The organism is Streptomyces sp. G45 (genome assembly GCF_049542095.1).
GTDB lineage: Bacteria > Actinomycetota > Actinomycetes > Streptomycetales > Streptomycetaceae > Streptomyces.
The window spans coordinates 2900352-2926309 of the sequence record NZ_JBMUZU010000001.1; the positions used below are offsets into that span (position 1 = coordinate 2900352).

17 protein-coding genes are annotated in these 25958 nt (G+C 72.8%); 3 read left to right on the forward strand and 14 right to left on the reverse strand.

From position 1 onward, the window contains the following. Positions 1-238: 238 nt before the first annotated feature. From ilvC to ACOBQU_RS11545, 6 genes are all read right to left on the reverse strand, one after another. Complete coding sequence (ilvC, locus tag ACOBQU_RS11520; protein WP_423626337.1) at positions 239-1237, reverse strand: ketol-acid reductoisomerase; 999 nt, start codon at positions 1235-1237, stop codon at positions 239-241. A gap of 103 nt (positions 1238-1340) precedes the next feature. Then, positions 1341-1865, reverse strand: coding sequence for an acetolactate synthase small subunit (gene ilvN, locus ACOBQU_RS11525; protein WP_423634410.1), 525 nt, complete (start codon positions 1863-1865; stop codon positions 1341-1343). A 35-nt stretch (positions 1866-1900) separates the two neighbouring features. Beyond that, the gene (locus ACOBQU_RS11530; protein WP_423626339.1) at positions 1901-3760 is read right to left on the reverse strand and encodes an acetolactate synthase large subunit; all 1860 of its coding nucleotides are present in this window, start codon (positions 3758-3760) and stop codon (positions 1901-1903) included. A 217-nt stretch (positions 3761-3977) separates the two neighbouring features. Then, positions 3978-7061, reverse strand: coding sequence for a putative bifunctional diguanylate cyclase/phosphodiesterase (locus ACOBQU_RS11535; RefSeq protein ID WP_423626341.1), 3084 nt, complete (start codon positions 7059-7061; stop codon positions 3978-3980). Further along, positions 7058-7351, reverse strand: a complete 294-nt coding sequence (locus ACOBQU_RS11540) for a hypothetical protein (protein WP_423626343.1) — start codon at positions 7349-7351, stop codon at positions 7058-7060. Before ACOBQU_RS11540 ends, ACOBQU_RS11535 begins: the two co-directional genes overlap by 4 nt. Before the next feature lie 827 nt (positions 7352-8178). After that, positions 8179-9126, reverse strand: a complete 948-nt coding sequence (locus tag ACOBQU_RS11545) for a 2-hydroxyacid dehydrogenase (protein ID WP_423626345.1) — start codon at positions 9124-9126, stop codon at positions 8179-8181. 116 nt (positions 9127-9242) lie between these two features. On the opposite strand from ACOBQU_RS11545, the gene ACOBQU_RS11550 reads away from it, so the two are divergent. Together ACOBQU_RS11550 and ACOBQU_RS11555 are read left to right on the forward strand one after the other, a co-directional pair. Further along, on the forward strand, positions 9243-10238 hold the full coding sequence (locus ACOBQU_RS11550) for an aldo/keto reductase (protein ID WP_423626346.1): 996 nt from the start codon (positions 9243-9245) through the stop codon (positions 10236-10238). A 255-nt stretch (positions 10239-10493) separates the two neighbouring features. Further along, a complete protein-coding gene (locus ACOBQU_RS11555) occupies positions 10494-11642 on the forward strand; it encodes a PQQ-dependent sugar dehydrogenase (RefSeq protein WP_423626348.1) in 1149 nt (382 codons plus the stop codon). A 717-nt stretch (positions 11643-12359) separates the two neighbouring features. On the opposite strand, the gene ACOBQU_RS11560 is transcribed toward ACOBQU_RS11555, so the two are convergent. The 7 genes from ACOBQU_RS11560 to ACOBQU_RS11590 form a co-directional block, all read right to left on the reverse strand. After that, the gene (locus ACOBQU_RS11560; RefSeq protein ID WP_423626350.1) at positions 12360-12569 is read right to left on the reverse strand and encodes a DUF6191 domain-containing protein; all 210 of its coding nucleotides are present in this window, start codon (positions 12567-12569) and stop codon (positions 12360-12362) included. 97 nt (positions 12570-12666) lie between these two features. Further along, on the reverse strand, positions 12667-15723 hold the full coding sequence (locus ACOBQU_RS11565; RefSeq protein WP_423626352.1) for a helix-turn-helix transcriptional regulator: 3057 nt from the start codon (positions 15721-15723) through the stop codon (positions 12667-12669). Positions 15724-15935: 212 nt separating this feature from the next. Beyond that, positions 15936-16181: a hypothetical protein gene (locus ACOBQU_RS11570; RefSeq protein WP_423626353.1), complete on the reverse strand. Its 246-nt coding sequence runs from the start codon at positions 16179-16181 to the stop codon at positions 15936-15938. A gap of 160 nt (positions 16182-16341) precedes the next feature. Continuing rightward, positions 16342-16872 (reverse strand): hypothetical protein, encoded by a 531-nt coding sequence (locus ACOBQU_RS11575; protein WP_423626354.1) that lies wholly within the window; start codon positions 16870-16872, stop codon positions 16342-16344. Positions 16873-16947: 75 nt separating this feature from the next. Beyond that, positions 16948-17529 (reverse strand): GNAT family N-acetyltransferase, encoded by a 582-nt coding sequence (locus ACOBQU_RS11580; RefSeq protein WP_423626356.1) that lies wholly within the window; start codon positions 17527-17529, stop codon positions 16948-16950. 99 nt (positions 17530-17628) lie between these two features. After that, positions 17629-19869 (reverse strand): MMPL family transporter, encoded by a 2241-nt coding sequence (locus ACOBQU_RS11585; protein ID WP_423626358.1) that lies wholly within the window; start codon positions 19867-19869, stop codon positions 17629-17631. Positions 19870-20207: 338 nt separating this feature from the next. Next, the gene (locus tag ACOBQU_RS11590) at positions 20208-22271 is read right to left on the reverse strand and encodes a phosphocholine-specific phospholipase C (RefSeq protein WP_423634412.1); all 2064 of its coding nucleotides are present in this window, start codon (positions 22269-22271) and stop codon (positions 20208-20210) included. A gap of 303 nt (positions 22272-22574) precedes the next feature. Here ACOBQU_RS11590 and ACOBQU_RS11595 point away from each other — a divergent pair, with 303 nt between their 5' ends. Beyond that, positions 22575-24365, forward strand: a complete 1791-nt coding sequence (locus tag ACOBQU_RS11595; RefSeq protein ID WP_423626360.1) for a protein kinase domain-containing protein — start codon at positions 22575-22577, stop codon at positions 24363-24365. A gap of 66 nt (positions 24366-24431) precedes the next feature. Here the strand turns inward: ACOBQU_RS11595 and gatB are convergent, their stop codons facing one another. Beyond that, positions 24432-25952 carry an Asp-tRNA(Asn)/Glu-tRNA(Gln) amidotransferase subunit GatB gene (gatB, locus tag ACOBQU_RS11600; protein WP_423626362.1) on the reverse strand — a complete coding sequence of 507 codons (1521 nt, stop codon included), beginning with the start codon at positions 25950-25952 and terminating at the stop codon, positions 24432-24434. Between the last annotated feature and the right edge of the window lie 6 nt (positions 25953-25958).

A 25958-nucleotide genomic window follows, 5' to 3' on the forward strand; every position in this document is an offset into this window, starting at 1 on the left:
TGGAGGGTGCTATCCGCGTGGAAGACGCACGACGCTGTGGGCCTGACGCGATTGTGGTGTGCAGTGTAGTGGCGCGGCCGGGTGCCTCTTCCCCAGGAGCGGAAGGATCACCCACACGAGGCGCGTGGCCGGAATCAGCCCCTCCGGCGATCGAGGAGCGGGGCCTTGGGCGGGGCCCCGCGGCGGTGCTACGGCCGACGGGGCCGGGACAGCGGTCCCGGCCCCGTCGGCGTACGCCCTACTCGTCCTCGTTGACCCAGGACATCAGCTTGCGCAGCTCCTTGCCCGTGGTCTCCAGGAGGTGGTCCTCGTCCTGCTTCTTGTACTCGTTGTACTTCTTCAGGCCGCCGTGGTACTCGTCCATCCAGTTCTTGGCGAACGTGCCGTCCTGGATCTCGGCGAGGACCTTCTTCATCTCGGCCTTGGTGGCGTCGGTGATGATGCGCGGGCCGGTGACGTAGTCGCCCCACTCGGCCGTCTCGGAGACGGACCAGCGCATCTTCTCCAGGCCGCCCTCGTACATCAGGTCGACGATCAGCTTCAGCTCGTGCAGGCACTCGAAGTAGGCGATCTCCGGCTGGTAGCCCGCCTCGACGAGGGTCTCGAAGCCCGCCTTGACCAGCGCGGCCGTACCGCCGCAGAGGACGGCCTGCTCGCCGAACAGGTCGGTCTCGGTCTCCTCGGTGAACGTCGTCTTGATGACGCCGGCGCGGGTGCCGCCGATGCCCTTGGCGTACGACAGGGCCAGCTCGAAGCCCTTGCCGGTGGCGTCCTGCTCGACGGCCGCGATGCAGGGGACGCCGCGGCCCTCCTCGTACTGGCGGCGGACCAGGTGGCCCGGGCCCTTGGGGGCGACCATGCAGACGTCGACGCCCGCCGGGGGCTTGATGAAGCCGAAGCGGATGTTCAGGCCGTGGCCGAAGAACAGCGCGTCGCCGTCCTTCAGGTTGTCCTTGATGGACTCCTCGTAGACCTGCGCCTGGATGGGGTCCGGGACCAGGATCATGATGACGTCGGCCTCGGCGGCGGCCTCGGCGGGCGTGACCACGCGCAGGCCCTGCTCCTCGGCCTTGACCTTGGACTTCGAGCCCTCGTGCAGGCCGACCCGGACGTCCACACCGGAGTCGCGCAGCGAGAGGGCGTGCGCGTGGCCCTGACTGCCGTACCCGATGACCGCGACCTTGCGGCCCTGGATGATGGACAGGTCGGCGTCGGCGTCGTAGAACAGCTCGGCCACTGGGAAACTCCTCTGTGTGCTGGTGTCGCGTCCCACCGTACGGCGGGCTCGGTCAGGAAGGTCAGGGGGATCCGGAATCCGGAACGCTCCGGGGTCCGGGACGTCAGGCGGTGCGGTCCAGGGCCCTCAGGCTGCGGTCCGTGATCGAACGGGAGCCGCGGCCGATGGCGATCGTGCCGGACTGCACCAGCTCCTTGATGCCGAAGGGTTCGAGCATCTTGAGCATGGCCTCCAGCTTGTCGCTCGACCCGGTGGCCTCGATGGTCACGGCCTCGGGCGAGACGTCCACGGTCTTGGCGCGGAACAGCTGGACGATCTCGACGATCTGGGAGCGGGTCTCGTTGTCGGCGCGGACCTTCACGAGGACCAGTTCGCGCTGGACGGCGGAGCCCGGCTCCAGTTCGACGATCTTCAGGACGTTCACCAGCTTGTTGAGCTGCTTCGTGACCTGTTCGAGCGGCAGTTCCTCGACGTTCACGACGATGGTGATGCGTGAGATGTCGGGGTGCTCGGTGACGCCGACGGCCAGGGAGTCGATGTTGAAGCCGCGGCGGGAGAAGAGGGCGGCGATCCTCGCGAGGATGCCGGGGGTGTTCTCGACGAGGACCGAGAGCGTGTGCTTGGACATGACGGTCATGGCGGTCGTACCTCTTCCTGGTGCTCTCAGTCGTCTTCGCTGTCGCCGAAGTCGGGGCGCACGCCCCGGGCGGCCATGACCTCGTCGTTGGAGGTGCCCGCGGCGACCATCGGCCAGACCTGGGCGTCCTCGTGGACGATGAAGTCCACCACGACCGGGCGGTCGTTGATGGCGTTGGCCTCTTCGATGACCTTGTCCAGGTCGGCCGGGTCCTCGCAGCGGATGGCGTGGCAGCCCATCGCCTCGGACAGCTTCACGAAGTCCGGGACGCGGGTGCCCGCGCTGGGCTGCTTGCCGTCGGCCTCCGGACCGGAGTGCAGGACCGTGTTGGAGTAGCGCTGGTTGTAGAACAGCGCCTGCCACTGGCGGACCATCCCGAGGGCGCCGTTGTTGATGATGGCGACCTTGACCGGGATGTTGTTCAGGGCGCAGGTGGTCAGCTCCTGGTTGGTCATCTGGAAACAGCCGTCGCCGTCGATCGCCCACACCGTCCGGTCGGGCTGCCCGGCCTTGGCGCCCATGGCGGCCGGGACCGCGTAGCCCATCGTCCCCGCGCCACCGGAGTTGAGCCAGGTCGCGGGCTGCTCGTACTGGATGAAGTGGGCGGCCCACATCTGGTGCTGGCCGACGCCCGCCGCGAAGATCGTGCCCTCGGGCGCCAGTTGACCGATGCGCTCGATGACCTGCTGCGGGGAGAGCTGGCCGTTGTCCGGGTGGTCGTAGCCCAGCGGGTAGGTCTCGCGCCAGCGGTTGAGGTCGGCCCACCAGGCGGTGTAGTCGCCCCGGTGGCCCGCGGTGTGCTCGGCCTGGATGGCCTGGACGAGGTCGGCGATGACCTCGCGGGCGTCGCCGACGATCGGCACGTCGGCCTCGCGGTTCTTGCCGATCTCCGCCGGGTCGATGTCGGCGTGCACGACCTTGGCGTACGGGGCGAAGCTGTCCAGCTTGCCGGTGACGCGGTCGTCGAAGCGGGCGCCGAGGGCGACGATCAGGTCGGACTTCTGCAGCGCGGTGACCGCGGTGACCGAGCCGTGCATGCCCGGCATGCCCACGTGCAGCGGGTGGCTGTCGGGGAACGCGCCGAGCGCCATCAGGGTGGTGGTGACGGGCGCGCCGGTCAGCTCGGCGAGGACCTTCAGCTCGGCGGTGGCCCCGGCCTTGATCACACCGCCGCCGACGTACAGGACGGGCCGCTTGGCGGCGGTGATCAGCTTGGCGGCCTCGCGGATCTGCTTGGCGTGCGGCTTGGTCACCGGGCGGTAGCCGGGCAGCTCCTGCTGCGGCGGCCAGGAGAACGTGGTCCGCGCCTGGAGGGCGTCCTTGGCGATGTCGACCAGGACCGGGCCCGGGCGGCCCGTGGAGGCGATGTGGAAGGCCTCCGCGATGGTGCGCGGGATGTCCTCGGCCTTGGTGACCAGGAAGTTGTGCTTCGTGATGGGCATCGTGATGCCGACGATGTCCGCCTCCTGGAAGGCGTCCGTGCCGATCGCCTTGGAGGAGACCTGGCCGGTGATCGCCACCAGCGGCACCGAGTCCATATGGGCGTCCGCGATGGGCGTGACCAGGTTGGTCGCGCCGGGGCCCGAGGTGGCCATGCACACGCCGACCTTGCCGGTGGCCTGGGCGTATCCGGTGGCGGCGTGGCCCGCGCCCTGCTCGTGGCGGACCAGGATGTGACGCACCCGGGTGGAGTCCATCATCGGGTCGTACGCGGGCAGGATCGCGCCTCCGGGGATGCCGAACACCGTGTCGGCCCCGACTTCCTCAAGGGAGCGGATCAGGGACTGCGCGCCCGTGACGTGCTCGACGGGGGCGGACTGCTGTCCAGAGGATCGGGGCCGCGGCTGCGGATGGTGGGCCCCGGTGGCCTGCTCGGTCATCGGCATTCTCTTCTCGAAGCTGAGGGTTTTTGCCAGGGTTTGGGGGGTGCCAGTGCAACAAAAAACCCCTCGTGCCGTGAGGCAAGCGAGGGGAGCGCGCCGGGTGCGGGCGCTGGGTCTCCGGTGTCCGGACCGGGGCGTCCCAGCTTCAGCCGACGCGCTTTCCAAGTACGAGAATTCGGGTGCGCATGGCTCTGACCCTCCCCCTGGCGCGCCACACCTGTCAAGTAGGTGGGATGGGCGTCTCATTATGTGAGCGCCCATAGGGTCCGGATCCGGCGGCGCAGGCGGCGCCCGTGCCCCCGAACGTGGTCGTGGGGGGTCCCCCGAACGCCGAGCCGGGCTCTCCGTAGGCGGCGCCGAAGGCGGTCGCGCCCTCCCCGTACGCCGTCGTGGGCTCGGCGGCGGGGCCGCCCACGCAGACCGGCTCCACCGGGCCGCGGGGCACCGGGTACTCCCCGACCGCGAGCGCCCGGCGCAGCCGGAACTCGTCGAGCGGGCCGGAGAAGGCCATGCCCTGGCCGTGCGTGCAGCCCATGGCGCGCAGGGCGATGACCTGCTCGGGGTGGTCGACGCCGTCGGCCACGGAGGTCAGGCCCAGGTCGTTGGCGATCCGCAGCAGACCGGAAGTGATCTTGTAGAGGCGGGCGGACTCCACCACGCCCTCGATCAGGCCGCGGTCCAGCTTGAGTACGTCCACGGGCAGCCGCCGCAGCGCGTTGATGGCCGCGTAGCCGCTGCCGAAGCCGTCGAGCGCGATCCGCACGCCGAGCCTGCGCAGGGACGCCAGGCGCCGCTCCAGGTCGTCGAGGGACACGCGCGGGTCGCTGTCGGCCAGCTCGATGACGAGCGCCCCGGACGGCAGCCCGTGCCGCGTGAGCAGCGCCTCCAGGGAGCCGAGCGGCAGGGAGCGGTCCACCAGGCGCTTGGCGCTGACCCGCACGGCGACGGGCACCGCGTGGCCCGCGCGGCCGCGCTCGGCGGCCTGCTCGACGGCCTCCTGGAGGAGCCAGCGGCCCAGCTCGGCGGTGCGCTCGCTGTCGTCGGCGACGCGCAGGAACTCGGCGGGCGTGAAGAGGATGCCCTGGGCCGAGCGCCAGCGCGCCTGGGCGGCGACCGACTCGATCCGGCCGGTGTCGAGGTGGACCACGGGCTGGTGCAGCAGCGCGAACTCGCCCTCGTGCAGCGCGCTGCGCAGCCGGGTGGCCAGCTCGGCCTTGCGGGCGACGTCGGCCTGCATCTGTGGCGCGTACAGCTCGACGCGGCCCTTGCCCGCGGCCTTCGCGCGGTACATCGCGAGGTCGGCGTTGCGCAGCAACTCGCCCGCTCCGACGCCCGGTTCGGCGAAGGCGACGCCGATGGAGGCGGCGACCCGGACGTCGTTGCCGTCGATGTCGTAGGGCTGGGAGAGCCTGATTCTGAGCCGGTCGGCCAGCTCCAGGATGTGCTTCTCGCGCGCGGCCTGGTCGCGGGTGCCGTCGCCGACGATCAGGGCCGCGAACTCGTCGCCGCCGAGCCGGGAGGCGGTGTCCGAGGCGCGGACGGCCTCCTGGAGGCGGTGGGCGGCCTGCACGAGCAGGGCGTCGCCCGCCTGGTGGCCGATGGTGTCGTTGACGGCCTTGAAGCCGTCGAGGTCGATGAAGAGGACGGCCGTGCCCCGGTCGGTGACTCTGCGACCGCCGAGCGCGGCGGCGACTCGGCGGGTGAAGAGCGCCCTGTTGGGCAGGTCGGTGAGGGGGTCGTGCTCGGCGTTGTGCTGCAACTGCGCCTGGAGGCGCACGCGTTCGGTGACGTCGCGGCTGTTGAAGATGAGGCCGCCGTGGTGGCGGTTGACCGTGGACTCCACGTTCAGCCACTCGCCCGTGCCGGACCGGAAGCGGCACTCGATGCGGGTCGTCGGCTCCTCGACGGGGTTGGCGGCGAGGAAGCGGCGCACCTCGTGGACGACGCGGCCGAGGTCCTCGGGGTGCATCAGCGTGGCCAGCTCGGAGCCGACGAGTTCGTCGGCGTCGCGGCCGTAGACCCCGGCGGCGGCCGGGCTGACGTACCGCAGGATGCCGCTCGGCGCGGCGATCATGATGACGTCGCTGGAACTCTGCACGAGGGACCGGAAGTGGTTCTCCTTCTGGGCCAGCTCCTGGGTGAGCGTGATGTTGTCGAGCAGCATGATGCCCTGGCGCACGACGAGCGCGAGGACGACGGTGCCCGCGGTGAAGAGCACGACCTGGTCGACGCTGCGGCCGTTCAGCACGTTGTAGAGGATGCCGAGCGTGCAGACGGCGGCGGCCAGGTAGGGCGTGAGCGCGGCGAGCGAACCGGCGATGGGGCGCGTGGGCGCGAACCGCCCGCCGTCGGCGCGCTCGTCGGCGGGCCCGCTGCCGCGGGCGGCGGGGCGGCTCCCTTGCGGTGCCTTCGCCACCGCGAGCGCCCGGTCGGCTTCGGGGCCCTCGGCACGGCCGCGGCCCGACGCCGCCCAGGGCGCGTACGCCAGCAACAGCGAACCGGCGAACCAGCCCGCGTCGAGCAGCTGCCCCGAGCGGTACGTGGCGTGCAGCAGCGGCGAGGTGAACAGCGCGTCGCACATCACGGTGAGCGCCAGGGCGCCGATCGCGGTGTTCACGGCGGTGCGGTTGGCCGACGAGCGGCGGAAGTGCAGCGCCAGGACCATGCTGACCAGCGCGATGTCCAGGAGCGGGTAGGCCAGCGACAGGGCCGCGTGGGCCACGCTCGGGCCCTCGAACTGCGCGGTGTGCGCGAGGGCGAGGCTCCAGGAGAGCGTGAGCAGCGAGCCGCCGATGAGCCAGGCGTCCAGGGCGAGGCACACCCAACCGGCCTTGGTGACCGGCCGCTTGGCGAGCACCAGGAGGCCGATGATGGCGGGCGGCGCGAAGCACAGGAAGAACAGGTCCGCGAAGCCGCGCTGCGGCACGGGGGCGCGCAGCACGACCTCGTACCAGCCCCAGACGCCGTTGCCGCAGGCCGCCATCGCGGAGGAGAGCGCGAACAGCAGCCATGCGGGTCGAAAGCGGCTGCGCCGGGTGCGCGAGTAGAGGAAGCAGGAGACGGCGGCGGCCGCCGCGGCGGCGCTCAGCCCGAAGTCGCCCATGATGAGCGCGAGCCGGTCCGAGCCCCAGCCGAGCGCGGAGCCCGTCGCGTACCCGCCGCAGACCAGGAGCAGGAGGACCTGGCAGACGAGTCCGCCACCGCCGCCCTGCGCGGGCCGTCTGGCCAGCGGCGCGCGCGGAGGCGCGGGCGCCCGCCCGAGCCCTCCGTCGAGCACGGTCGCGGACGCCGACTGCCCGCTCACTGCCCCGCCCCAGGGGTCTCGGGGACGACCGCCGTGCGGACGCCCTGCGTGGGGGCGGCCATTGCGCGGGGGTCCGTCATGAGGGCGGCCGTCGCGCGGACGCCCTGCGTGGGGACGCCCTGCGTGGGGGCGGCCGTCGCGCGGGGGTCCGTCGTGCGGACGGCCATCGTGTACGGGCTCCTGGTGTCCGGGGCCTTCGCGTACGGGGTCCTCGTGTCCGGGGCCTTCGCGTACCGGGCACTGGTGTCCAGGGCCTTCGTAGGCGCAGTCTTCGTAGGCGCTGTCCTCATGAGCGCGACCCTCGTAGGCGCGACCCTCATGTACGCCACCCTCGTGGGCACCGCCCTCGTGGACGCGGTCTTCGTAGGCGCTGCCTGCGTGAGCGCGCCCCCGTAGGCACTGCCGTCGTAGGCACTGCCGTCGTAGACGCGGTCTTCGTCGACGCGGCCCTCGCAGGCGGCGCCCCCGGGTGCGGGGCCGTCGCGCGTGGGGCGCGGGGTGGTGGAGCGTCGGGGCCGGGCCTCGGGGTGCCACGGCGGGGCGGCGGCGGGGGCGCGGGCGGAGACCCGCAGGCCCGCCGCGCTCTCCCGAGGGCCCCCGGCCAGCGAACGGCTCCGGGCACCGGAATCGTGCCCGCCGGACCGCGCGGGCGGCACACGCCTGCCCCCGGCCGGTGCTGGCGGCGCCGGGCGGCCCTGCGCAGCAGTCGGTGCCGCCGGGCGCAGTGCCGTCGTCGGCGGGCTGTCGTGCGCGAGAGTCGCGGGCGGTGGTCCCGCCGCGTCGGTTCGTTCGCCCATAGGCCGTGCATCGCCCGTCGCCCCCCTCGCAGTCTCGTCACTCAGATCCCCGGCGCCGATCGGTACGCGGCGCAGCCCCTGTCGGGACGATACACCAGCCTCGTCACTCAGGGACAGGTCCGCTCTACGCTCCGTGACTACCCACGGCCAAGTGAACACAAGGTGCACACATCACGCTGCGGAGCGTGCACATAAGCGGTCCTCCCGGTTCCGCACGGTCGCGTGGCACCGGATATGGACCGATCCTGACCGGTTTGCTGAACTCCCTTACCGATTGGGGCCGATGAGCCGGTTGCCGTACGCCGCCAGGGGCCACCGGGTCAGGTCTCCAGGACGACGTTGCCGAGCGGCTCCCCGGCGGCGTACCGGCGCAGCTGGGCGGCCAGCAGGCGCTTGGCGCGCGGCAGGAACGCGGACGACGAGCCGCCCACGTGCGGGCTGATGAGGACACCGGGGGCCCGCCACAGCGGGTGGCCCGGCGGCAGCGGCTCGGGGTCGGTGACGTCCAGGGCCGCGGTGAGGCGGCCGGTCTCCAGCTCCGCGAGCAGCGCCTTGGTGTCGACGACGGGGCCCCGGGCCACGTTCACCAGCAGCGCGCCGTCCTTCATACGGGCCAGGAAGTCGGCGTTGACCAGGCCCTTCGTGGAGTCCGTGAGCGGCGTGGAGAGGATCACGACGTCGGCTTCGGGCAGCAGGCGAGGCAGGTCGGTGAGCGGGAGCACCGGACCGCGCGCCGTGGTGCGCTCGGAGCGCGCGACGCGCGCCACCCGGGCACATTCAAACGGCGCGAGCCGGTCCTCGATGGCGGCCCCGATGGACCCGTACCCCACGATGAGGACGGACTTGTCGGCGAGCGCGGGGTAGAACCCCGACCGCCACTCCTGGAGCCGCTGTCCCTCCACAAACCGTGGCACGCCCCGCAGGGACGCGAGGATCAGGGTGAGCGTGAGCTCGGCGGTGCTGGCCTCGTGCACGCCGCGGGCGTTGCACAGCCGCACTCCTGGTGCCAGATGTGTCAGTCCGGACCGCATGTGGTCGACGCCCGCCGTCAGCGTCTGGACGACCCGCAGGGACGTCATGTGCACCAGGGGCGGTACGACGGTCTCCGCGGGCTCCATGTACGGCACTACGTAGAACACGCAGTCGGCCGGGTCGGCGGGGTACTCCGTCCCACCGTCCCAGAAGCGGTAGGTGAGACCCGCGTCGGAGGCTGCGGGCAGCCCCTCGACGCTGGACGCTTCGTAGGGCAGCCATACGTCGGTTGTCATGGTCAGGAGGCTAGTGCGCACAGGCCGCACGCCGCGCGCCGGGACGCAGAGGTTACGTTGGGGGCCGCCCAGACAGAGATCATCGAGGACACCGAAGACGCGGAGGACACGGCCAGGTGGAGCGCAGGACGATCGGCGCCGGGGCGCTCGGGGTGGGCGCCGTCGGACTCGGCTGCATGCCGATGAGCTGGGCGTACTCCGCCTCCCGGCAGCGTGGTGACGCCTCGGTGCGCGCCCTGCACGCGGCGCTCGACCTGGGCTCGTCGCTCCTGGACACGGCCGATATGTACGGGCCCTTCACCAACGAGCTGCTGATCGGCCGGGTGCTCAGGGAGCGGCGCGCGGAGGCGTTCGTGTCCACCAAGTGCGGGCTGCTCGTGGGCGATCAGCACATCGTCGCCAACGGCCGCCCCGGCTATGTGAGGCGGGCCTGCGACGCCTCGCTGCGGCGGCTGCAGACCGACACGATCGACCTGTACCAGTTGCACCGCGCGGACCCCGAGGTGCCGATCGAGGAGACCTGGGGCGCGATGGCCGACCTGGTCACGGCCGGGAAGGTGCGGGCGCTGGGCCTGTGCGCGGTCGGGGCGCGGGCGGGCCGCCGGGGGGCCGGGACGGGCCTGTACGACACCACGATCCGGCAGTTGGAGCGGATCCAGCAGGTCTTCCCGGTGGCGGCCGTGCAGGCCGAGCTGTCGGTGTGGTCTCCGGAGGCGCTGGAGTCGCTGCTGCCGTGGTGCGCGGCGCGCGGGGTGGGGCTACTGGCGGCGATGCCGCTCGGCAACGGCTTCCTCACCGGCACGTTGACGCCCGGTCAGGGCTTCGAGCCGGACGACCTGCGCGCCCGGCACCCCCGCTTCACCGCCGAGATGATGGCGGCCAACCAGCCCCTGGTGGTGGGCCTGCGCCGGGTCGCCGCGCGGCACGGGGCAACGCCCGCGCAGGTGGCGCTCGCGTGGGTGCTGGCGCAGGGGCCGCACGTGGTGCCGGTCCCCGGCGCGAAGCGGGAGCGGTGGGTGCGGGAGAACGCCGGGGCGGCCGGGGTGTGCCTGACGGCACGCGATCTGGCGGACCTGGCGGCGCTGCCGGACGCGCAGGGCTCCTGGGACTAGGCCTCGCGGGGCGCCCCGGGCCCGCCCCTTTCCCGAAACCAGGGCCAGCCCCTGGCACCCCGCTTCATCGGCGCTCCGCGCCTTGTCCTCGAACGCCGGACGGGCTGAATCTGTCGCACTCGCCGTCTTCGGCTCTCCGCGATCCGTCGGCAGGGTGGTGGAACCTGTGGGGCTCGCGCGGTGTATGAACGGTAGAACGCGCCGCGCTGAAGGGAACCGACCGTGCAAAGCCCGCTGAGCCGTCAACACCCGCCCTTGCTGGCCACGTTGGCCACCGCCACCCTGCTCCTCCTGGCCACCGCCTGCTCGTCGGACGACGGCGGCGCCCCCTTCGACCGGAGCACGACGTCCCGCGCCCCCGGCCCCGGCACGCAGGGCCCCAGGGACACCGCCAAGCCACCGCCCGAGAAGGGCTCGGCGAGAGTCACCAGGACGCTGGCCACGGGCCTGAAGTCCCCCTGGGGCCTCGCCGCGCTGCCGGGAGGCGACCTGCTGGTGTCGTCCCGCGACGAGGGCACGATCACGCGCGTCGACGGTGCGACGGGCAAGAAGACGGAGGTCGGCGCGGTGCCGGGGGTGGCGCCGGGTGGCGAGGGCGGCCTGCTGGGCCTCGCCCTCTCCCCGACGTACGCCTCGGACCACCTGGTGTACGCGTACTTCACGACGGAGTCGGACAACCGCGTGGCCCGTCTGCTGTACGACGAGAAGAAGCCCCGAGGCCAGCAGCTGGGCGCTCCGGACACGGTGCTCAAGGGCATCCCCAAGGGCATGCTCCACAACGGCGGCCGCATCGCCTTCGGCCCCGACAAGCTGTTGTACGTGGCCACGGGCGAGACCGGCGACACCGGGCTCGCCCAGGACAAGAAGTCCCTGGGCGGCAAGATCCTCCGCCTCACCCCGGAGGGCGAGCCCGCCCCGGGCAACCCGTTCCCCGACTCCCCGGTGTACTCGTACGGCCACCGGAACGTGCAGGGCCTGGCCTGGGACGAGCGCAAGCGCCTGTGGGCCTCGGAGTTCGGCCAGGACACCTGGGACGAGCTGAACCAGATCAAGTCCGGCGACAACTACGGCTGGCCCGAGGCCGAGGGCAAGGACGACTCGGGCGGCGGCTTCCACAACCCGCTGGCCCAGTGGAAGACCTCCGAGGCCTCTCCGAGCGGGGTCGCCTACGCCAAGGGCTCGGTGTGGATGGCGGGCCTGGGCGGAAAGCGGCTGTGGCGCGTCCCGGTGCGCGGCCTGAACGGCGAGCCCGAGCCGCAGGCGTTCCTCAAGGAGAAGTACGGCCGCCTGCGCACGGTCGTCTCCGCGGGCGGCGCCAAGCTATGGCTGGTGACGAGCAACACGGACTCCCGGGGCACCCCTCGGAAGGGCGACGACAAGATCCTTGAGCTGGAGGTGAAGTAGACCCCTCCGGACCCGCAGCCGGGGCCCATGCGGCGCCCCACCGCGACGGCCTGACGGGCATCCCACCGGAGAGCACCGAGCCAGGCTGCGGGCGACGCTTCGTGGCGGGAGCGGCAACGGCGGCCTGCCGGGAGGCCACCGGGGTGCCCTGATCGGGGCCCACGGCTTCCACCGGGGAGACACCCGCCGCCGCCTGCCGGACGACCTCCGTAGTGGCCTACGAGACGGCGAACAGCGCCTTCTGCTGGGCGGCCTCGACCGCCGCCCGCGGGGACAACCGCCAGGGCCCCCTAGTGGGCGGCATCGGCCGCTCCCTGCGGGACGGCGTCCCCATCGTCTGCGGGACGGCGCCCGCCGCTGCCAGCCAGGCGACTCCGCAACCGCCTGCGGGACAACCGCCAGCGCTCCCTGCTGGGCGATGTCGGCCGCCGCCTGCGGGGCAGCGGCCATCGTCCCCTACTGGGCGGCGTACGACATCGCCCGCGCGGAGGCGCCCGCCGCTGCGTGCCAGGCGGCCTCCATAACCGCCCGCGGGGCAGCGGCCAGCGCATCCTGCCGGGAGGCCACCGTCGCTCCCTGCGGGGCAGCGGCCAGCGCCCCCTGCTCGGCGACATCAACCGCCGCGTGCAGGGGCAGCGGCCAGCGCCCCCTACCGAGCGGCCTCCACCGCCCCCCTGCTGGGCGGCCTCCCCCCGCCGGAAGGCAGCCACCGCCCCCCTACTGGTCGGCGTCCGGCGTAGCCCCTGGCGTGGTGTCCGGTGCTGGCTGTTGGGGGACGCGGACTACGACCTTGCCGGAGGTGAGGTCGATCGGGCCGCGTCCGGGGTCTCCGTCGTCGACGTCCACGCGGGTCAGTTCGAGTCGCTTCTTCTCGTCGTCAGTGTGTTTGCGCCCGGGCGCGAAGAGCTGCTCGAACACGTTGAACACTGGGCCTCCCTAGGCCGACGTCCGTTCACTCCAGCGTAAGCGAGCGGCCCGGAAACCGGCCGGGTCGTTTCCCGGGGCCCCTGACGAGGCCGTTTCGTCAGCTCGCCGCGCCCTCCATCCGTTCCGCGCGGGGGAACAGGCGCAGCCGGTGGGCGAGGGCGGCGGCCTCGCCGCGGCCGGTGACGTCCAGCTTGGCGAGGATGTGGGAGACGTGGACGCTGGCGGTCTTGGGGGAGATGAACAGCTCCTCGGCGATCTGGCGGTTGCTGCGTCCGGCGGCGACCAGGCGCAGCACGTCCCGTTCGCGGGTGGTCAGGCCGAGGGCATCGGCGGGGTCGGCGGGTTCCGGGGCGGCGGTGAGGGAGAGCCGGGCGCGCTGGGCGAGCCGGGCGACGGCGTCGGCCAGCGGCCGGGCGCCCAGGTGCTCGGCGACGGCCCCCGCCTGGCGAAGGAGTTCGGCGGCCCGGTCCCGGTCGGCGTCGCCGGAGGACCCGGCGGTGAGCAGCGCCTCGGCCAGCCGGTGCCGCACGCGGGCGAGGTCGTAGGGCCGCTCCAGTGGGGCGACGGCGGTGAGCACGTCCAGCCAGGCGTCCGGCGTGGCGCGGCCCTCGGCGCGCAGGAGTTCGGCGCGCACCCAGCGCTCGTGCGCCTGCCAGAGGGGCACGGTGGTGGCCAGGGACTTGGCGGTGGCGCGGATGCGGTCCAGGGACTCGGCGCGGCCCGCGGCGGCGATGGTGACGCCGCGGGCGTCGGCCTCGGCGCTGGCGGCGGCGAGGACGAGCGGCCAGGCGTAGCGCTGGGTGCCGGGCGGCAGGCCCGCGCCGATGGCCCGTTCGAACTCGGCGCGGGCGTCGAGGATGCGCCCCTCGCCCGCGGCGACGCCGAGGGCGATCCGGTGCAGCGGCAGGGTGTTCTGCGGCATGGAGTCGTGGGTGCCGAAGTGCCGGTGCGCCTCCGCGAGATGGCGCGCGGCGTCGGCGAAGTCGCCGCGGGCGAGCGCGAAGTGGGCGAGCCGGGCGCAGCCGCCGCCGCGCGGCTTGGCGCTGAGGACCGCGCGGTCCGCGGAGTCGCGGGCCTCGCTCCAGCGGCCGAGCGCGTACAGGGACTCCGAGCGGTTGGCCCACATCCAGGCCTCGGACTCGATCATTCCGTACCGCTGGGCGAGGCCGATGCCCTCGTCGAGGAGGTCGACGGCCTCGCGGTGGCGGCCGACGCCTTCGAGGACGGAGGGCAGGTTGATGTAGCTGCGGCAGAGTACGGCGACGACGTGGTCGGCGGCGGCCCGTTCCCGGACGGCGTACATCTCGGCGAGCCCGCCCTCGGTGTCGCCCGCGTCGACCATCAGGCCGCCCAGGGTGAGGCGGGCGTTCAGCTCGATCTCGGGGGCGCCGACCATGCGGGCGTACTCCACGGCCCGTTCGGCGGCGGCGAAGGCCTCCGGGCCCGGCTCGTGGAGCATGGACCAGCCCGCGGCCTTGGCTAGGACCTCGGCGTGCACCTCGGACGGCGGGTGGCCGCGCACGAGGTCCTGCGCGGTGGCGAGTTCGTCCCAGCCGTCGCCGCGGGCGAGGCTCTGCACCAGCAGGGAGCGCTGCACCCAGAACCAGGCGGCGCGCAGCGGGTCGGGGTCGTCGTCGAGGAGGCGCAGGGCCCGCTTGGTGATCTTCAGGGCGCGCTCGCGTTCGCCGCAGAGGCGGCCCGCGACCGCGGCCTCGGCCATCAGGTCCAGATAGCGCAGCGGCGTGGTGGCGGGGTCGCAGCCGCAGCCCGGGTAGGCCTCGGCGCAGTCGGCGGGGCGCAGCAGCGTGCGGACGGCGCCGGGGACGTCGTCCCACAGCTCCATGGCCCGCTCCAGGAGGCGCAGTTGCTCGGCGTAGGCGTGGCGGCGGCGGGCCTCGACGGAGGCGTTGAGGACGGCGGGCAGGGCCTTCTCGGCGTCCCGCGCGTGGTACCAGTAGCTGGCGAGGCGGGTGGCGCGCTGGTCGGCGGCGACCAGGGACGGGTCGGCCTCCAGGGCGGTGGCGAAGCGGCGGTTGATGCGGGAGCGCTCGCCGGGCAGCAGGTCGTCGCCGACGGCCTCGCGCACCAGGGAGTGCCGGAAGCGGTAGCCGTCGCCGTCGGGCGACGGCACCAGGATGTTGGCGCCGACGGCTGCCCGCAGCGCGTCGATCAGCTCGTCCTCGCCGAGCCCGACGACCTCGGCGAGCAGGTCGTACTCGACGGTGGAGCCGCCCTCGGCGACGATCCGCGCGACCCGCTGCGCGTCCTCGGGCAGTTCCTCGACGCGGACGAGGAGCAGGTCCCGCAGCGAGTCGGTAAGCGAGGCGCAGCCGCGGCCGTGCGAGGCGACGGCCAGTTCCTCCACGAAGAAGGCGTTGCCGTCGGAGCGTTCGAAGACGTCGTCGACGAGCTTCCGGTCGGGTTCGGTGGCGAGGATCCCGGCCATCTGCCGCCCCACCTCGTCGCGTGTGAGGCGGCCCAGGTCGACGCGGCGCACGGTGCGCAGCCGGTCCAGTTCGGCGAGCAGGGGACGCAGCGGGTGGCGGCGGTGGATGTCGTCGGCGCGGTAGCTGGCGAGGACGACGAGGCGGCCGGTGCGCAGGGTGCGGACGAGGTAGGACAGCAGGTGCCGGGTGGAGGCGTCCGCCCAGTGCAGGTCCTCCAGTGCGAGGACTACGGTGCGGTCGGCGGCGAGGCGCTCCAGGAGGCGGGCGGTGAGTTCGAAGAGCCGCGCCATGCCCTCCTCGCCGTGCCGTCCGCCCGGCGCCTCCGCCCGCGCGGGCGCGTCGCACAGTTCGGGCAGCAGCCGGGCCAGTTCCTCCTCCTGGCCGCTCGCGGCGGCCGCGAACGCCTCGGGGAGCTGGTGGCGCAGCGTGCGCAGCGCTCCGGAGAACGGGGCGAAGGGCAGGCCGTCGGCGCCGATCTCCACGCAGCCGCCGACCGCGACGACCGCGCCGTCGGCGAGCGCGGCGGCCGTGAACTCCTCGATGAGCCGGGTCTTGCCGACGCCCGCCTCCCCGCCGAGCAGCAGGGCCTGCGGCTCGCCCTCCCGAGTCGAGGCGGCTTGGGCGAGCGCGTCGTGCAACGCGCGCAGTTCGTCGGCCCGGCCGACGAAGACGGGGCTCACTGACCTGGTCTCCACAGCGGTGAGCATCGCACAGACCTGCGCTTTCGCGGCACCGGGCGGATCGGTGGGGCGACCGGAGGCACGGCCGGTGGACGGGGTTCCGGGGGTCGCGCGGGGGATCTCACCGGTCCTCCTACCGCCTTCCCCGGGGGGCCGCTCATAGGGCGGGACCGGGGCGCCGTGGGGCGCCCCGGTCCCGGGTGCGTGGCCGCCGCTGGGTGGCAGCCGGTGGGCGGGCCTCACGCCGCGCGCGTGTAGCGGTCGGCGGGGCCGTCCGTCGGGCGGGGCGTGCCGGTGCGGGCGTCGGCCATGCGGGCCAGAGCCTCGTCGCGGCCGTGCGCGGCCTTGAGGGCCTTCAGGGCCTGGCGTACGAGGCTGTGGCGGGCGGCGGCGCGGGCCAGTTCGGCGGTGCGGAGCTGGTGCAGTTCGTACTCGAACATCGGGTCCCCCTGGGGTGTGGTGCGCTGGTTCTTCGATGCGTCCACTGTCGTTTCCCAGGAGGGTGGGGCGCATCGGGAGGGTGCCGCATCTTGGGGGGCGGGGAGGGCCTTAGGCGGGGGCGGGGGTGCCGATCCCCCCGCCCCCGCCTAAGGCCCTCCCCGGAACCAGGGGCTCCGCGCCTCGGTCCGCGAACGCCGGACGGGCTCAGCCGGGCAAGCTCAGCAGTACGTCCGCGTACTTCAGGGCCGCGAGGACGAGGCCGATCACTCCGAGGGCCACGCCCGCCCACGCCACCGACTTGATCCAGGGCGCCTGGACCCGCCGCGGGTCGCCGAACGCGGGGCGCAGCAGCACGCCCGCGCCGACCACCAGCGCCGCGAGTGCGAACAGGCCGCCGACCAGCGCCGTGGCCTTCCAGGAGTCCCCGTACACCTCCTGCATCCGTCGCGCGACGCTCGCGCTCTGCGAGGTTTCGAGCTGGCCGATCACGGACTCACGCGCGGACGCGATGGTTCCGACCCAGCCGCCGGTGAGCCCGACCACGCCGAGCCCTGCGGCCACGACGGCCCCGGCGCCCTGCCCGACCCCGTCGGACCTCACCGGCTCCGACGCCACCGCCCCGGGCCCGTCGGCATCCGGCTCAGCGGCGGCTTCGGTGCCGGGATCCGTGCCGGTGCCGGTGTCGGTGCCGGTGTCCGTACCCGTATCCGTGTCGGTGGCAGTCCTCGTTCCCATGCCTGAGCACCGTACGGACGGAGTCTGAGAGCCCCCTTAACGAGCCCCCTTAAGGAGCCCCCTCAACGAACCCCCTTAACGTGCTTGACTCGCGCCCGCGTCGGGCGCCCGGCTGGCGCGCCACTCCGGGGCGAGCACCGACCAGACCTCCATGTCGTGCCGGATCCCCTGCCAGGGGAAGCTCTCGCGCAGCACCCCGTCGCGGACGAAGCCCAGCCGCTTGGCCAGCTTCTTGCTGGGCTCGTTGCGCGAGGAGACCAGCCACTCCACGCGGTGCATGCCGCGCTGGTCGACCGCCCAGTCGATGAGGACGCGGCAGGCGGCGGTGACGAGGCCGCGGCCGGTGGCGGAGGGTTCGAGCCACACGCCGACCTCGCAGGTCTCCGCCGCGGTGTCGAAGATCCGGAAGAGCACGCCGCCGACGAGCGCGCCGTCGAGCCAGATGCCGTACAGGCGGCCGCTGTCGGAGGCCTGCTTGTCGGCGTACCTCTGGAGGACGTCCCGGGCCGCGTCGAGGCCCGCGGACGCGTTCGCGACCGCCGGTACCCAGGGCCCGGCGTACTCCGCGGCCCGGCCCGCGTGCTCCAGGAACTCCTCGGCCTGCCACGGCTCCAGGGGCCGCAGCTCGGCCCCCTCCCCCACCGGTATCGCGAACATCCCGCTCCCTCAGACGACTTGGACGGCTCAGACGACTTAGCTGACTCAGATGACTCAGACGACTCAGATGACTTGGTCGGCTGGACGGGCTCTAGCGCGCTAGACGCTCTTGAGCTCCTCCTGCTGCTGCGCGTCGGCCGCGGACGGCTCGCGCAGTGCGGGGATCTTCGCACGTGTCCGGCTTTCGGGCACCTCAATACTGATGCGGGGCAGCCAGCGGTCCAGGCGTCGCGGCAGCCACCAGTTGGCGCCGCCGAGCATGTGCATGAGGGCGGGGACGAGCAGGGTGCGCAGCACGAACGCGTCGAGGGCGACGGCCGCGGCGAGCGCGATGCCGAACATCGCGATGACCCGGTCGCCGCTGAGCACGAACGCCAGGAACACGGAGATCATGATGACGGCCGCCGAGTTGATCACGCGGCTGGTCTCGGCGAGGCCGACGCGTACGGCGACGCGGTTGTCGCCGGTCTCCAGCCACTCCTCGTACATCCTGCTGACCAGGAAGACCTGGTAGTCCATGGAGAGCCCGAAGAGCACCGAGACCATGATCACGGGGAGGAAGGGTTCGATGGGTCCGCCTCTGCCGAGGCCCATCAGTTCGCTGCCCCAGCCCCATTGGAAGACCGCCACCACGACCCCGAAGGCGGCGGTGACCGCGGCCACGTTCATCACGGCGGCCTTCAGCGGGATGCCGACCGAGCGGAAGGCGAGCAGGAGCAGGACGCAGCCGAGGCCGATGACGACGCCCACGAACAGCGGCAGCTTGCCGACGATGATCTCGGCGAAGTCGTCGTAGCCCGCCGTGACGCCGCCGACGTGCACGTCGAGCGAGGTGCCGGTCTCGGCCCTGGGCAGGACGTCGCCGCGCAGCCGGTCGACGAGGTCGCTGGTCGCCTTCGACTGGGGCGAGGAGTCCGGGACGACGGTGAGGAACGCGGCGCCGCCGCCGTCGGCGTACGTCACGGGGCTCACGGAGGCGACGCCCGGGGTGGTCCTGAGGGTCTCGTCGAGGCCCGTGAGGGCGAGCCGGTCCTGGGCGCCGCCGACCTTGGTGACGAGGGTGAGGGGGCCGTTGACGCCGGGGCCGAAGCCGTCGGCGAGCAGGTCGTAGGCCTGCCGGGTGGTGGCGCTCGCCGGGTTGTTGCCCTGGTCGGAGGTGCCGAGGCGCAGGGAGAGCGTGGGCAGCGCGAGCAGGGCGATGACCACGACGGCGACGGCGCCGAGCAGCTTCGGGTGCCGCTCCACGAACGCCGACCAGCGGGCGGCGAGGCCGGTGGGCACCTCGGGCTCGGGGCCGCGCTCGGCGAGGCCGCGCCGCTCGCGGCGGCTGAGGGCGCGCGGCCCTATGAAGGACAGCAGGGCGGGCAGCAGTGTCACGGACGCCGCGACCGTGAGGAGCACGGTCAGCGAGGCGGCGATCGCGACGCCGTTGAGGAAGCTCAGGCGCAGGATCAGCATGCCGAGCAGGGCGATGCAGACGGTGGCGCCCGCGAAGACGACGGCACGGCCGGTGGTGGCGACGGCCCGCTCGGCGGCGAGGCCGACGGGCAGGCCCTGTTTGAGGCCCTTGCGGTGCCGGGTGACGATGAACAGGGCGTAGTCGATGCCCACGCCGAGGCCGATGAGGGTGCCGAGCATCGGGGCGAAGTCGGCGACCGTCATGACGTGGCCGAGCAGCACGATGCCCGCGTACGCCGTGCCGACGGAGACGACGGCGGTGGCCAGCGGCAGCAGGGACGCGGCGAGGGAACCGAAGGCCAGGAAGAGGACGACGGCGGCCACGGCGAGCCCGACGACCTCGGCGGTCTTGGCGCTCTTGGACTCGGTGAGCCCGATGGCGCCGCCGCCGAGCGCCAGCTCCAGGTCCCCGCCCGCGTCGGCGGTCTCGGCGGCCTTGGCCGTCTCGACGACGGCCCGGGCGTCCGCCGGGTCCAGGGAGTCGAGGGAGGCGCGGAAGGTGACCGTGGCGTAGGCGGTGCGGTCGTCGTCGCTGATCCGGTCGGCGCCGCCCTCGTCGTAGGGGCTGGTGACGGAGGCCACGCCGGGCAGCTCGGCGATCTCGTCCAGGGTGTCCGTCATGGTCTGCTCGACGGCGGCGGAGCGGACGCTGCCCTCGGGGCCGGTGTGCCAGACGACGGTGTCGCTGTCCCCGCCCTGGTCGGGGAAGGCACTGGCGAGCAGGCGCGTGGCGCGGTCGGACTCGGTGCCGGGGACCTCGTAGTCGTTGGAGTACGCCGATCCGGCGGTCGCGGCGGCGGCCGCGGTGGCGCCGAGTGCGAGGAGCCAGAGCAGTACGACGACGAGTCGGTGCCTGACGCACCACCGGGCGAGTACTGCCACGGACTGGCTCCCTGGGTCATTCACGGATCTTCAGCGGGAACAGCCGGGAAGCGTCGGGGTGGCCCGTAAAGAACACGTCTACTACTGGAACTACTACTTGATCCGCATGGGCCGGTAAAGATCATGTCGCCACTTGTGCGACGACATGACCGGGATGGGCCATGCGCAGCCACTCTGACAGCCTCCGGAGATCCTTAGTCCGTTTCGTGGCCATCCTCACAGCAGGCACGGTCGTACTCACCCGGCGCACACGGCGCCCGGAGGCCGGGCACACGCAGAGCGGGGGCGCACAGGTCTCACCTGTGCGCCCCCGTATCGCGGGCATCGAGCGGCAGGGCTCAGCCCGACACGCTCGCGCGGCCGTTCTCGATGTGCCCCATCAGGCGCCGCCGGAAGTCGCCGTCGCCCGCCGCCGTCACCTCGATGTCGTACCAGCCGTGCTCCTCGCCCGTCCGCCAGGCGATGGTGCGGCTGCTGCCCGCCCGCACCCGCACGGTCCGGCCGCGCCGCCGGGCGTCCGCCTCGTCCACGTACCCGAGCGGCCTGACGGTGAAGACCAGCGGCTTCGCGCCCCGGTTGGCCAGCGTCAGATGCAGCTCGCGCCCCGTGATCGCCGAGGCGAGCGCAGCGGTCCCGGCCCGTCGGCCCGCGAACTCGCGGCGGAAGCCGTTCGGCCCCGTGACCGTGAACCGGTACGCGTCGCCCTTCAGCGGCACCGACCAGCGGCCCTCGTGCCGGACGTCCTGGTGCTGCGGAATCGCGTACTCCCCGGCGTACGGGTAGAGCGCGAAGTGCGCGCTGCGCCGTCCGCCGTTGCGCAGCCGCACCGTGAGCGTGCCGTCCTTGGCGGGCCGGGCGTCGGCGTCCGGCTGATACGGCAGCGGGCGCGCCCGGCGCACGCCCGGCTCCTGGCTCGGCATGGACTGCTTCAGCGGGGGCCGCGGCTGCCAGCGCCCGCTGAAGGGCGGGATGGCGCCGGGCCGCTCGACCTCGGGCTGGCGGTGGCCGCGGTGGAAGTCGAAGGCGCTGGTCAGGTCTCCGGCGACCTGGCGGCGCCAGGCGCTGATGTTGGGCTCGCGCACGCCGGTCCACTGCTCCAGGAAGCGCACCACGGAGGTGTGGTCGAAGACCTCGGAGCAGACGTAGCCGCCGACGGTCCACGGGGACACCACCAGCATCGGCACGCGCGCGCCGAGCCCGGTGGGCAGCCCCTGCCAGCGCTCCTCCGTGTTGTCGGGGGCGGGCACGGGCGGCGGCACGTGGTCGAAGAAGCCGTCGTTCTCGTCGTAGTTGATGAAGACGGCCGTGCGGCGCCACACGTGCGGGTGCGAGGCGAGCGCGTCGAGCACCTTGTAGACGATGGTGGCGCTGTGGACGGGCGACGACACCGACGGGTGCTCGGAGTCGAGCGCCGAGGGCACCAGATAGCTGACCGCGGGCAGCGTGCCCTTGGCGACGTCCTTCGCGAACTCCTCGGCGAGCGTGCCGGTCGGCACGCGCCTGAGCCCCCGCTCGAACAGCGACCGCTCCCGCCTGCTCAGCGTCCCGACGCCCTCCTCCAGGGCGGCGAACAGCTTGCCCCGCTCCGCCTCGTCCCTGGCGTCGCGGACCTTGGCGTAGAAGGCCTCCATGAACGTGTACGGCGTCCTGGCCAGGGCCTTGCGCGCGATGGCCTTGAAGGTGGTGAAGAACTCGATCTGGTTGTCGGTGAAGTTCTCCCACTCCGTGTACGTCCGCCAGCTGATCCCCGCCTTCTCCAAGCGCTCGGCGTAGGTGCCCCAGCCGTAGCCGGGGTGGCGGCCCTCGTCGTAGGCGTCGTTGTCGACGGCGCGCTTCCCGCTGGCCTCGAAGCCGGTCTTGCCGCTCCACAGGTGGTTGCGGTTGGGGCTGGTGGAGGTGTGGATGGAGGAGTGGTAGGCGTCGCAGACGGTGAAGGTGTCGGCGAGTTCGTAGTGCAGCGGGATGTCCTCGCGCGTGTAGTACGCCATCGTGGCGGCCGTCTTGGCCGTGATCCAGCCGTCCATCCAGCCGTCGCGCCACGCTCTAGCACCGCCCGTCCAGGAGTGGTCGAGGGCGCCGATGTACTGGAGGTCCTTCTGCTGCGCGGCGGCGGCCTCGCGCACCGGGAACGGCAGCACGGTGCGCAGCGGTCCCGGCTGCTCGAAGACGCTCTTGCCGCTGGGCAGCTGGATGGCGTTGCGGTCGGAGAAGCCGCGCACGCCGCGCAGGGTGCCGAAGTAGTGGTCGAACGACCGGTTCTCCTGCATCAGGATCACCACGTGGTCGATGGCGCCGAGCCCGCCCGCGGGCGGCGCGTGCCCCGCCGCGACGGCCTCCTGGAGGGACGGCGGCAGGAAGGACCCCACCGCGGCAGCGCCAACCGCGCCCCCGCCGATCGCCATCAGCCGCCTGCGCGACAGCTCGGGGGCCTCCCGCTCGTGTGCGGCTCCACGCTGCTCTCCTGCCACGTCCCAACCTCCCAGTCATGCCCAATGGTTCTCCACCGATCCATTGAGGTACGGCCGGGACGCTATTCACTTCATGTGTCGAGGGGAAGGCCCCGGGACGGCCTTGAGGTGAATTGGCGTCAGGGTCAGAGCTTTGCGTGAGCCAGGGACCAAGGCGTGGACCCGCTTCGTCCGTTGACCCTGGAGGCGTCTGGCGGCACAGTGTCGCCCCGTCAACTTCATGTATCTGGGGGGACTTTGAACAGCACAGGCCACTACATCGGGCCGGACTCGGCCCCCGATCGCTACCGCCTGCTCAACTCCATCGGCCGGGGCGGCGAAGCCGTGCTCTACCGGGCGGAGATCCAGCTCGACGGGGCGCCGGAGACCGTGGTCGTCAAGGTGCTCGACTCCGGCACGACGCTCACGCCCGACCAGTTCGAACGGCTCAGTGCGAAGTGGAACGAGCAGGCGGAACTCCTGCGCTTCGTGGGGCGACCGGGCGTCGTCGGCGTGCGCGAGCACTTCGAGGGGCCTCCGATCCACGGCCTCGGCCAGTCCTCGACGGCCGCCGGACGGGCGCTCGTCCTGGTCATGAACCACGTCGACGGACTCGATCTGCGCGACTGGCGGGCCGAGCGGACCCTCGCCACCCACCAGGAGCGGCGCGAGGTCAGCCGCGCGCTTGAGCAGCTCGCCGACGTCCTCGACTGGCTGCACTCCGGCAGCGCCACCACCTCGGGCCGCCCCGTGATCCACGGCGACCTCTCCCCCGGCAACGTCATGGTGGACGCCCACGGCCAGGCCACGCTCGTCGACTTCGGGCTGAGCAAGCTGACGGCGGACCACGAGACGGCACAGGTCTGGTTCACGCCCGGGTACGCGGCCCCCGAGGTCTTCCAGGGCAAGCGCACCCCGAACACCGACCGGTACGCGTTCGGGGCGATCGCCTACTTCCTGCTCAGCGGGCAGGCGCCGCCCAGCACCCCGGAGCAGCTGCGCCTCGCCTACGGCCAGCTGCCGCAGGTCGCCGCCCTCGCCCCGGACCGCAGGGAGCAGGTCCTCGCGATCTGCGCGACGGACCCGGCGGGGCGGCCCGAGAGTCTGCGGGCGTGGGTGAAGGACATCCGGGACGTGGTGGTGTCGACGACGGCCGCACCCGGCACGGCCTCCGCACGGGACGCCGTGCCGCCGCCACCCGCGACGCTGCCGCCGCCCACGACGGTGACGGGCGCGGGCCCGGAGCCGGTGACGCAGGGGCCGCCGACGACGGTGACGGGGGCGGGAACCGGGGCTGGGGTTGAGGCGCCGTCGACCGCGGGTGCGGGGGTGCCGGAGCCCGACACGACGGGACCGTTCCGCCTGGCGCCGCCACCAGCGCCGACCTCACCCGCTCCCAGGAAGCCCCGCTCCACCCTGGTCCGCGTCCTGGCCGTCGCCCTCGCGGCCTCGCTGGGCGCGATCGGCGTACTGACGCTGGCGCTGGCGAACGACGACGACAAGAAGGGCGGGAAGGCCGCCCCCGGGCCCACCGTGACGGTGACCGAGAAGGCGAAGGACGACGGCGGCGACTCCGGGCAGGACGACGGCGGCTCCGCACCGTCCCCCGGGGACAGCACCGGCGCGTCCGCGGAGCCGGGGGACGTGGCGGCCGCGGACGAGCAGTCGCTCACGCAGCTCAGCCCCGTCGACGGCGATGACCGCCTGACGGTCAAGAGCGCCGCGATCGACAGCATCGACTACGACAACGCGCTGGTCAGCGCCCCGGACGAGTGCAGCGGCTACGCCGAGTACAACCTGGACCGGTCCTGGTCGAAGCTCGACCTCGTCGCGGGCATCGAGGACAACTCCAAGGACTACTCCGCGCGGCTCGACATCAAGATCGACGGGAAGTCGCTCTTCGGCGGCAAGGTCGACCTGCTGGCCGGGCCGAAGAAGCTGTCCCTCAACGTCAAGAACGGGCTGCGCCTGAGCATCTCGTACGCCGACCTGAACGGAAACTGCGACGTCGGCGTGGTCGCCCTGGGCAAACCCACGCTCAAGAAGTAGCCCCGGGCACGCGAAGGGGCGCCGCACCCGGCGGTGCGGCGCCCCGACTCCGTTCCGGCGGAGGCGTCAGCCCTCGCTGACCCCGAGCTTCTCCAGGATCAGCTCCTTGACGCGGGCCGCGTCGGCCTGGCCTCGGGTGGCCTTCATGACCGCGCCGACCAGGGCGCCCGCCGCGGCCACCTTGCCGCCGCGGATCTTGTCCGCGATGGCCGGGTTCCCGGCGATGGCCTCGTCCACGGCCGTGGACAGCGCGCCCTCGTCGGAGACGACCTTCAGGCCGCGCTTCTCGACGACCTGGTCCGGGTCGCCCTCGCCCTTGAGCACGCCGTCGATGACCTGGCGGGCCAGCTTGTCGTTCAGGTCGCCGGAGGCGACGAGCGCGCAGACCCGGGCGACCTGCGCCGGGGTGATGGCCAGCTCCTCCAGGGCCACGCCCGACTCGTTGGCGTTGCGGGACAGCTCGCCCATCCACCACTTGCGGGCCTGGTCGGCCGGGGCGCCCGCCTCGGTCGTGGCGACGATCAGGTCGACCGCGCCCGCGTTGAGGATCGACTGCATGTCGTGGGCGGAGATCCCCCACTCCTCGCGCAGCCGGTTGCGGCGCACGCGCGGCAGCTCGGGCAGGGTGGCCCGCAGCTCCTCGACCCACTCGCGGGACGGGGCCACCGGCACCAGGTCCGGCTCCGGGAAGTAGCGGTAGTCCTCGGCCTCCTCCTTCACGCGGCCCGACGTCGTCGAACCGTCGTCCTCGTGGAAGTGCCGGGTCTCCTGGACGATCGTGCCGCCGGAGGACAGCACGGCCGCGTGCCGCTGGATCTCGTAGCGCGCGGCGCGCTCCACGGACCGCAGCGAGTTGACGTTCTTCGTCTCCGAGCGCGTGCCGAACTTGTCCTGGCCGTGCGGGCGCAGCGAGAGGTTCACGTCGCAGCGCATCTGGCCCTGCTCCATGCGGGCCTCGGAGACGCCGAGCGCCTTGATCAGCTCGCGCAGCTCGGCGACGTACGCCTTGGCGACCTCGGGGGCGCGCTCCCCGGCACCGACGATCGGCTTGGTGACGATCTCGATGAGGGGGATGCCCGCGCGGTTGTAGTCGAGCAGGGAGTGGGACGCGCCGTGGATGCGGCCCGTGGCGCCGCCCACGTGCGTGGACTTGCCGGTGTCCTCCTCCATGTGGGCGCGCTCGATCTCCACGCGGAAGATGTCGCCGTCCTCCAGCTGGACGTCCAGATAGCCGTTGAAGGCGATCGGCTCGTCGTACTGGGAGGTCTGGAAGTTCTTCGGCATGTCCGGATAGAAGTAGTTCTTCCGGGCGAAGCGGCACCAGTCGGCGATCTCGCAGTGCAGCGCCAGACCGATCTTGATCGCGGACTCGACGCCGACGGCGTTGACCACCGGCAGGGCGCCGGGCAGGCCGAGGCAGGTCGGGCAGGTCTGCGAGTTGGCGTCCTGCTTCAGCTCGGTGGAGCAGCCGCAGAACATCTTCGTCTTGGTGCCGAGCTCGACGTGGACCTCAAGGCCCATGACGGGGTCGTACGACGCGAGCGCGTCCTCGTACGACAGCAGCTCGGGGGTGGTCGTGGCAGTCACGGTGTG

Coding starts and splice junctions, on each gene's coding strand:
- ilvN (WP_423634410.1), bottom strand. CDS start 1,865: ATGTCCAAGCACACGCTCTCGGTCCTCGTCGAGAACACCCCCGGCATC.
- ACOBQU_RS11530 (WP_423626339.1), bottom strand. CDS start 3,760: ATGCCGATGACCGAGCAGGCCACCGGGGCCCACCATCCGCAGCCGCGG.
- ACOBQU_RS11540 (WP_423626343.1), bottom strand. CDS start 7,351: ATGAGGACAGCGCCTACGAAGACTGCGCCTACGAAGGCCCTGGACACC.
- ACOBQU_RS11590 (WP_423634412.1), bottom strand. CDS start 22,271: ATGGCGATCGGCGGGGGCGCGGTTGGCGCTGCCGCGGTGGGGTCCTTC.
- ACOBQU_RS11575 (WP_423626354.1), bottom strand. CDS start 16,872: ATGGGAACGAGGACTGCCACCGACACGGATACGGGTACGGACACCGGC.
- ACOBQU_RS11565 (WP_423626352.1), bottom strand. CDS start 15,723: ATGCTCACCGCTGTGGAGACCAGGTCAGTGAGCCCCGTCTTCGTCGGC.
- ACOBQU_RS11545 (WP_423626345.1), bottom strand. CDS start 9,126: ATGACAACCGACGTATGGCTGCCCTACGAAGCGTCCAGCGTCGAGGGG.
- ACOBQU_RS11580 (WP_423626356.1), bottom strand. CDS start 17,529: ATGTTCGCGATACCGGTGGGGGAGGGGGCCGAGCTGCGGCCCCTGGAG.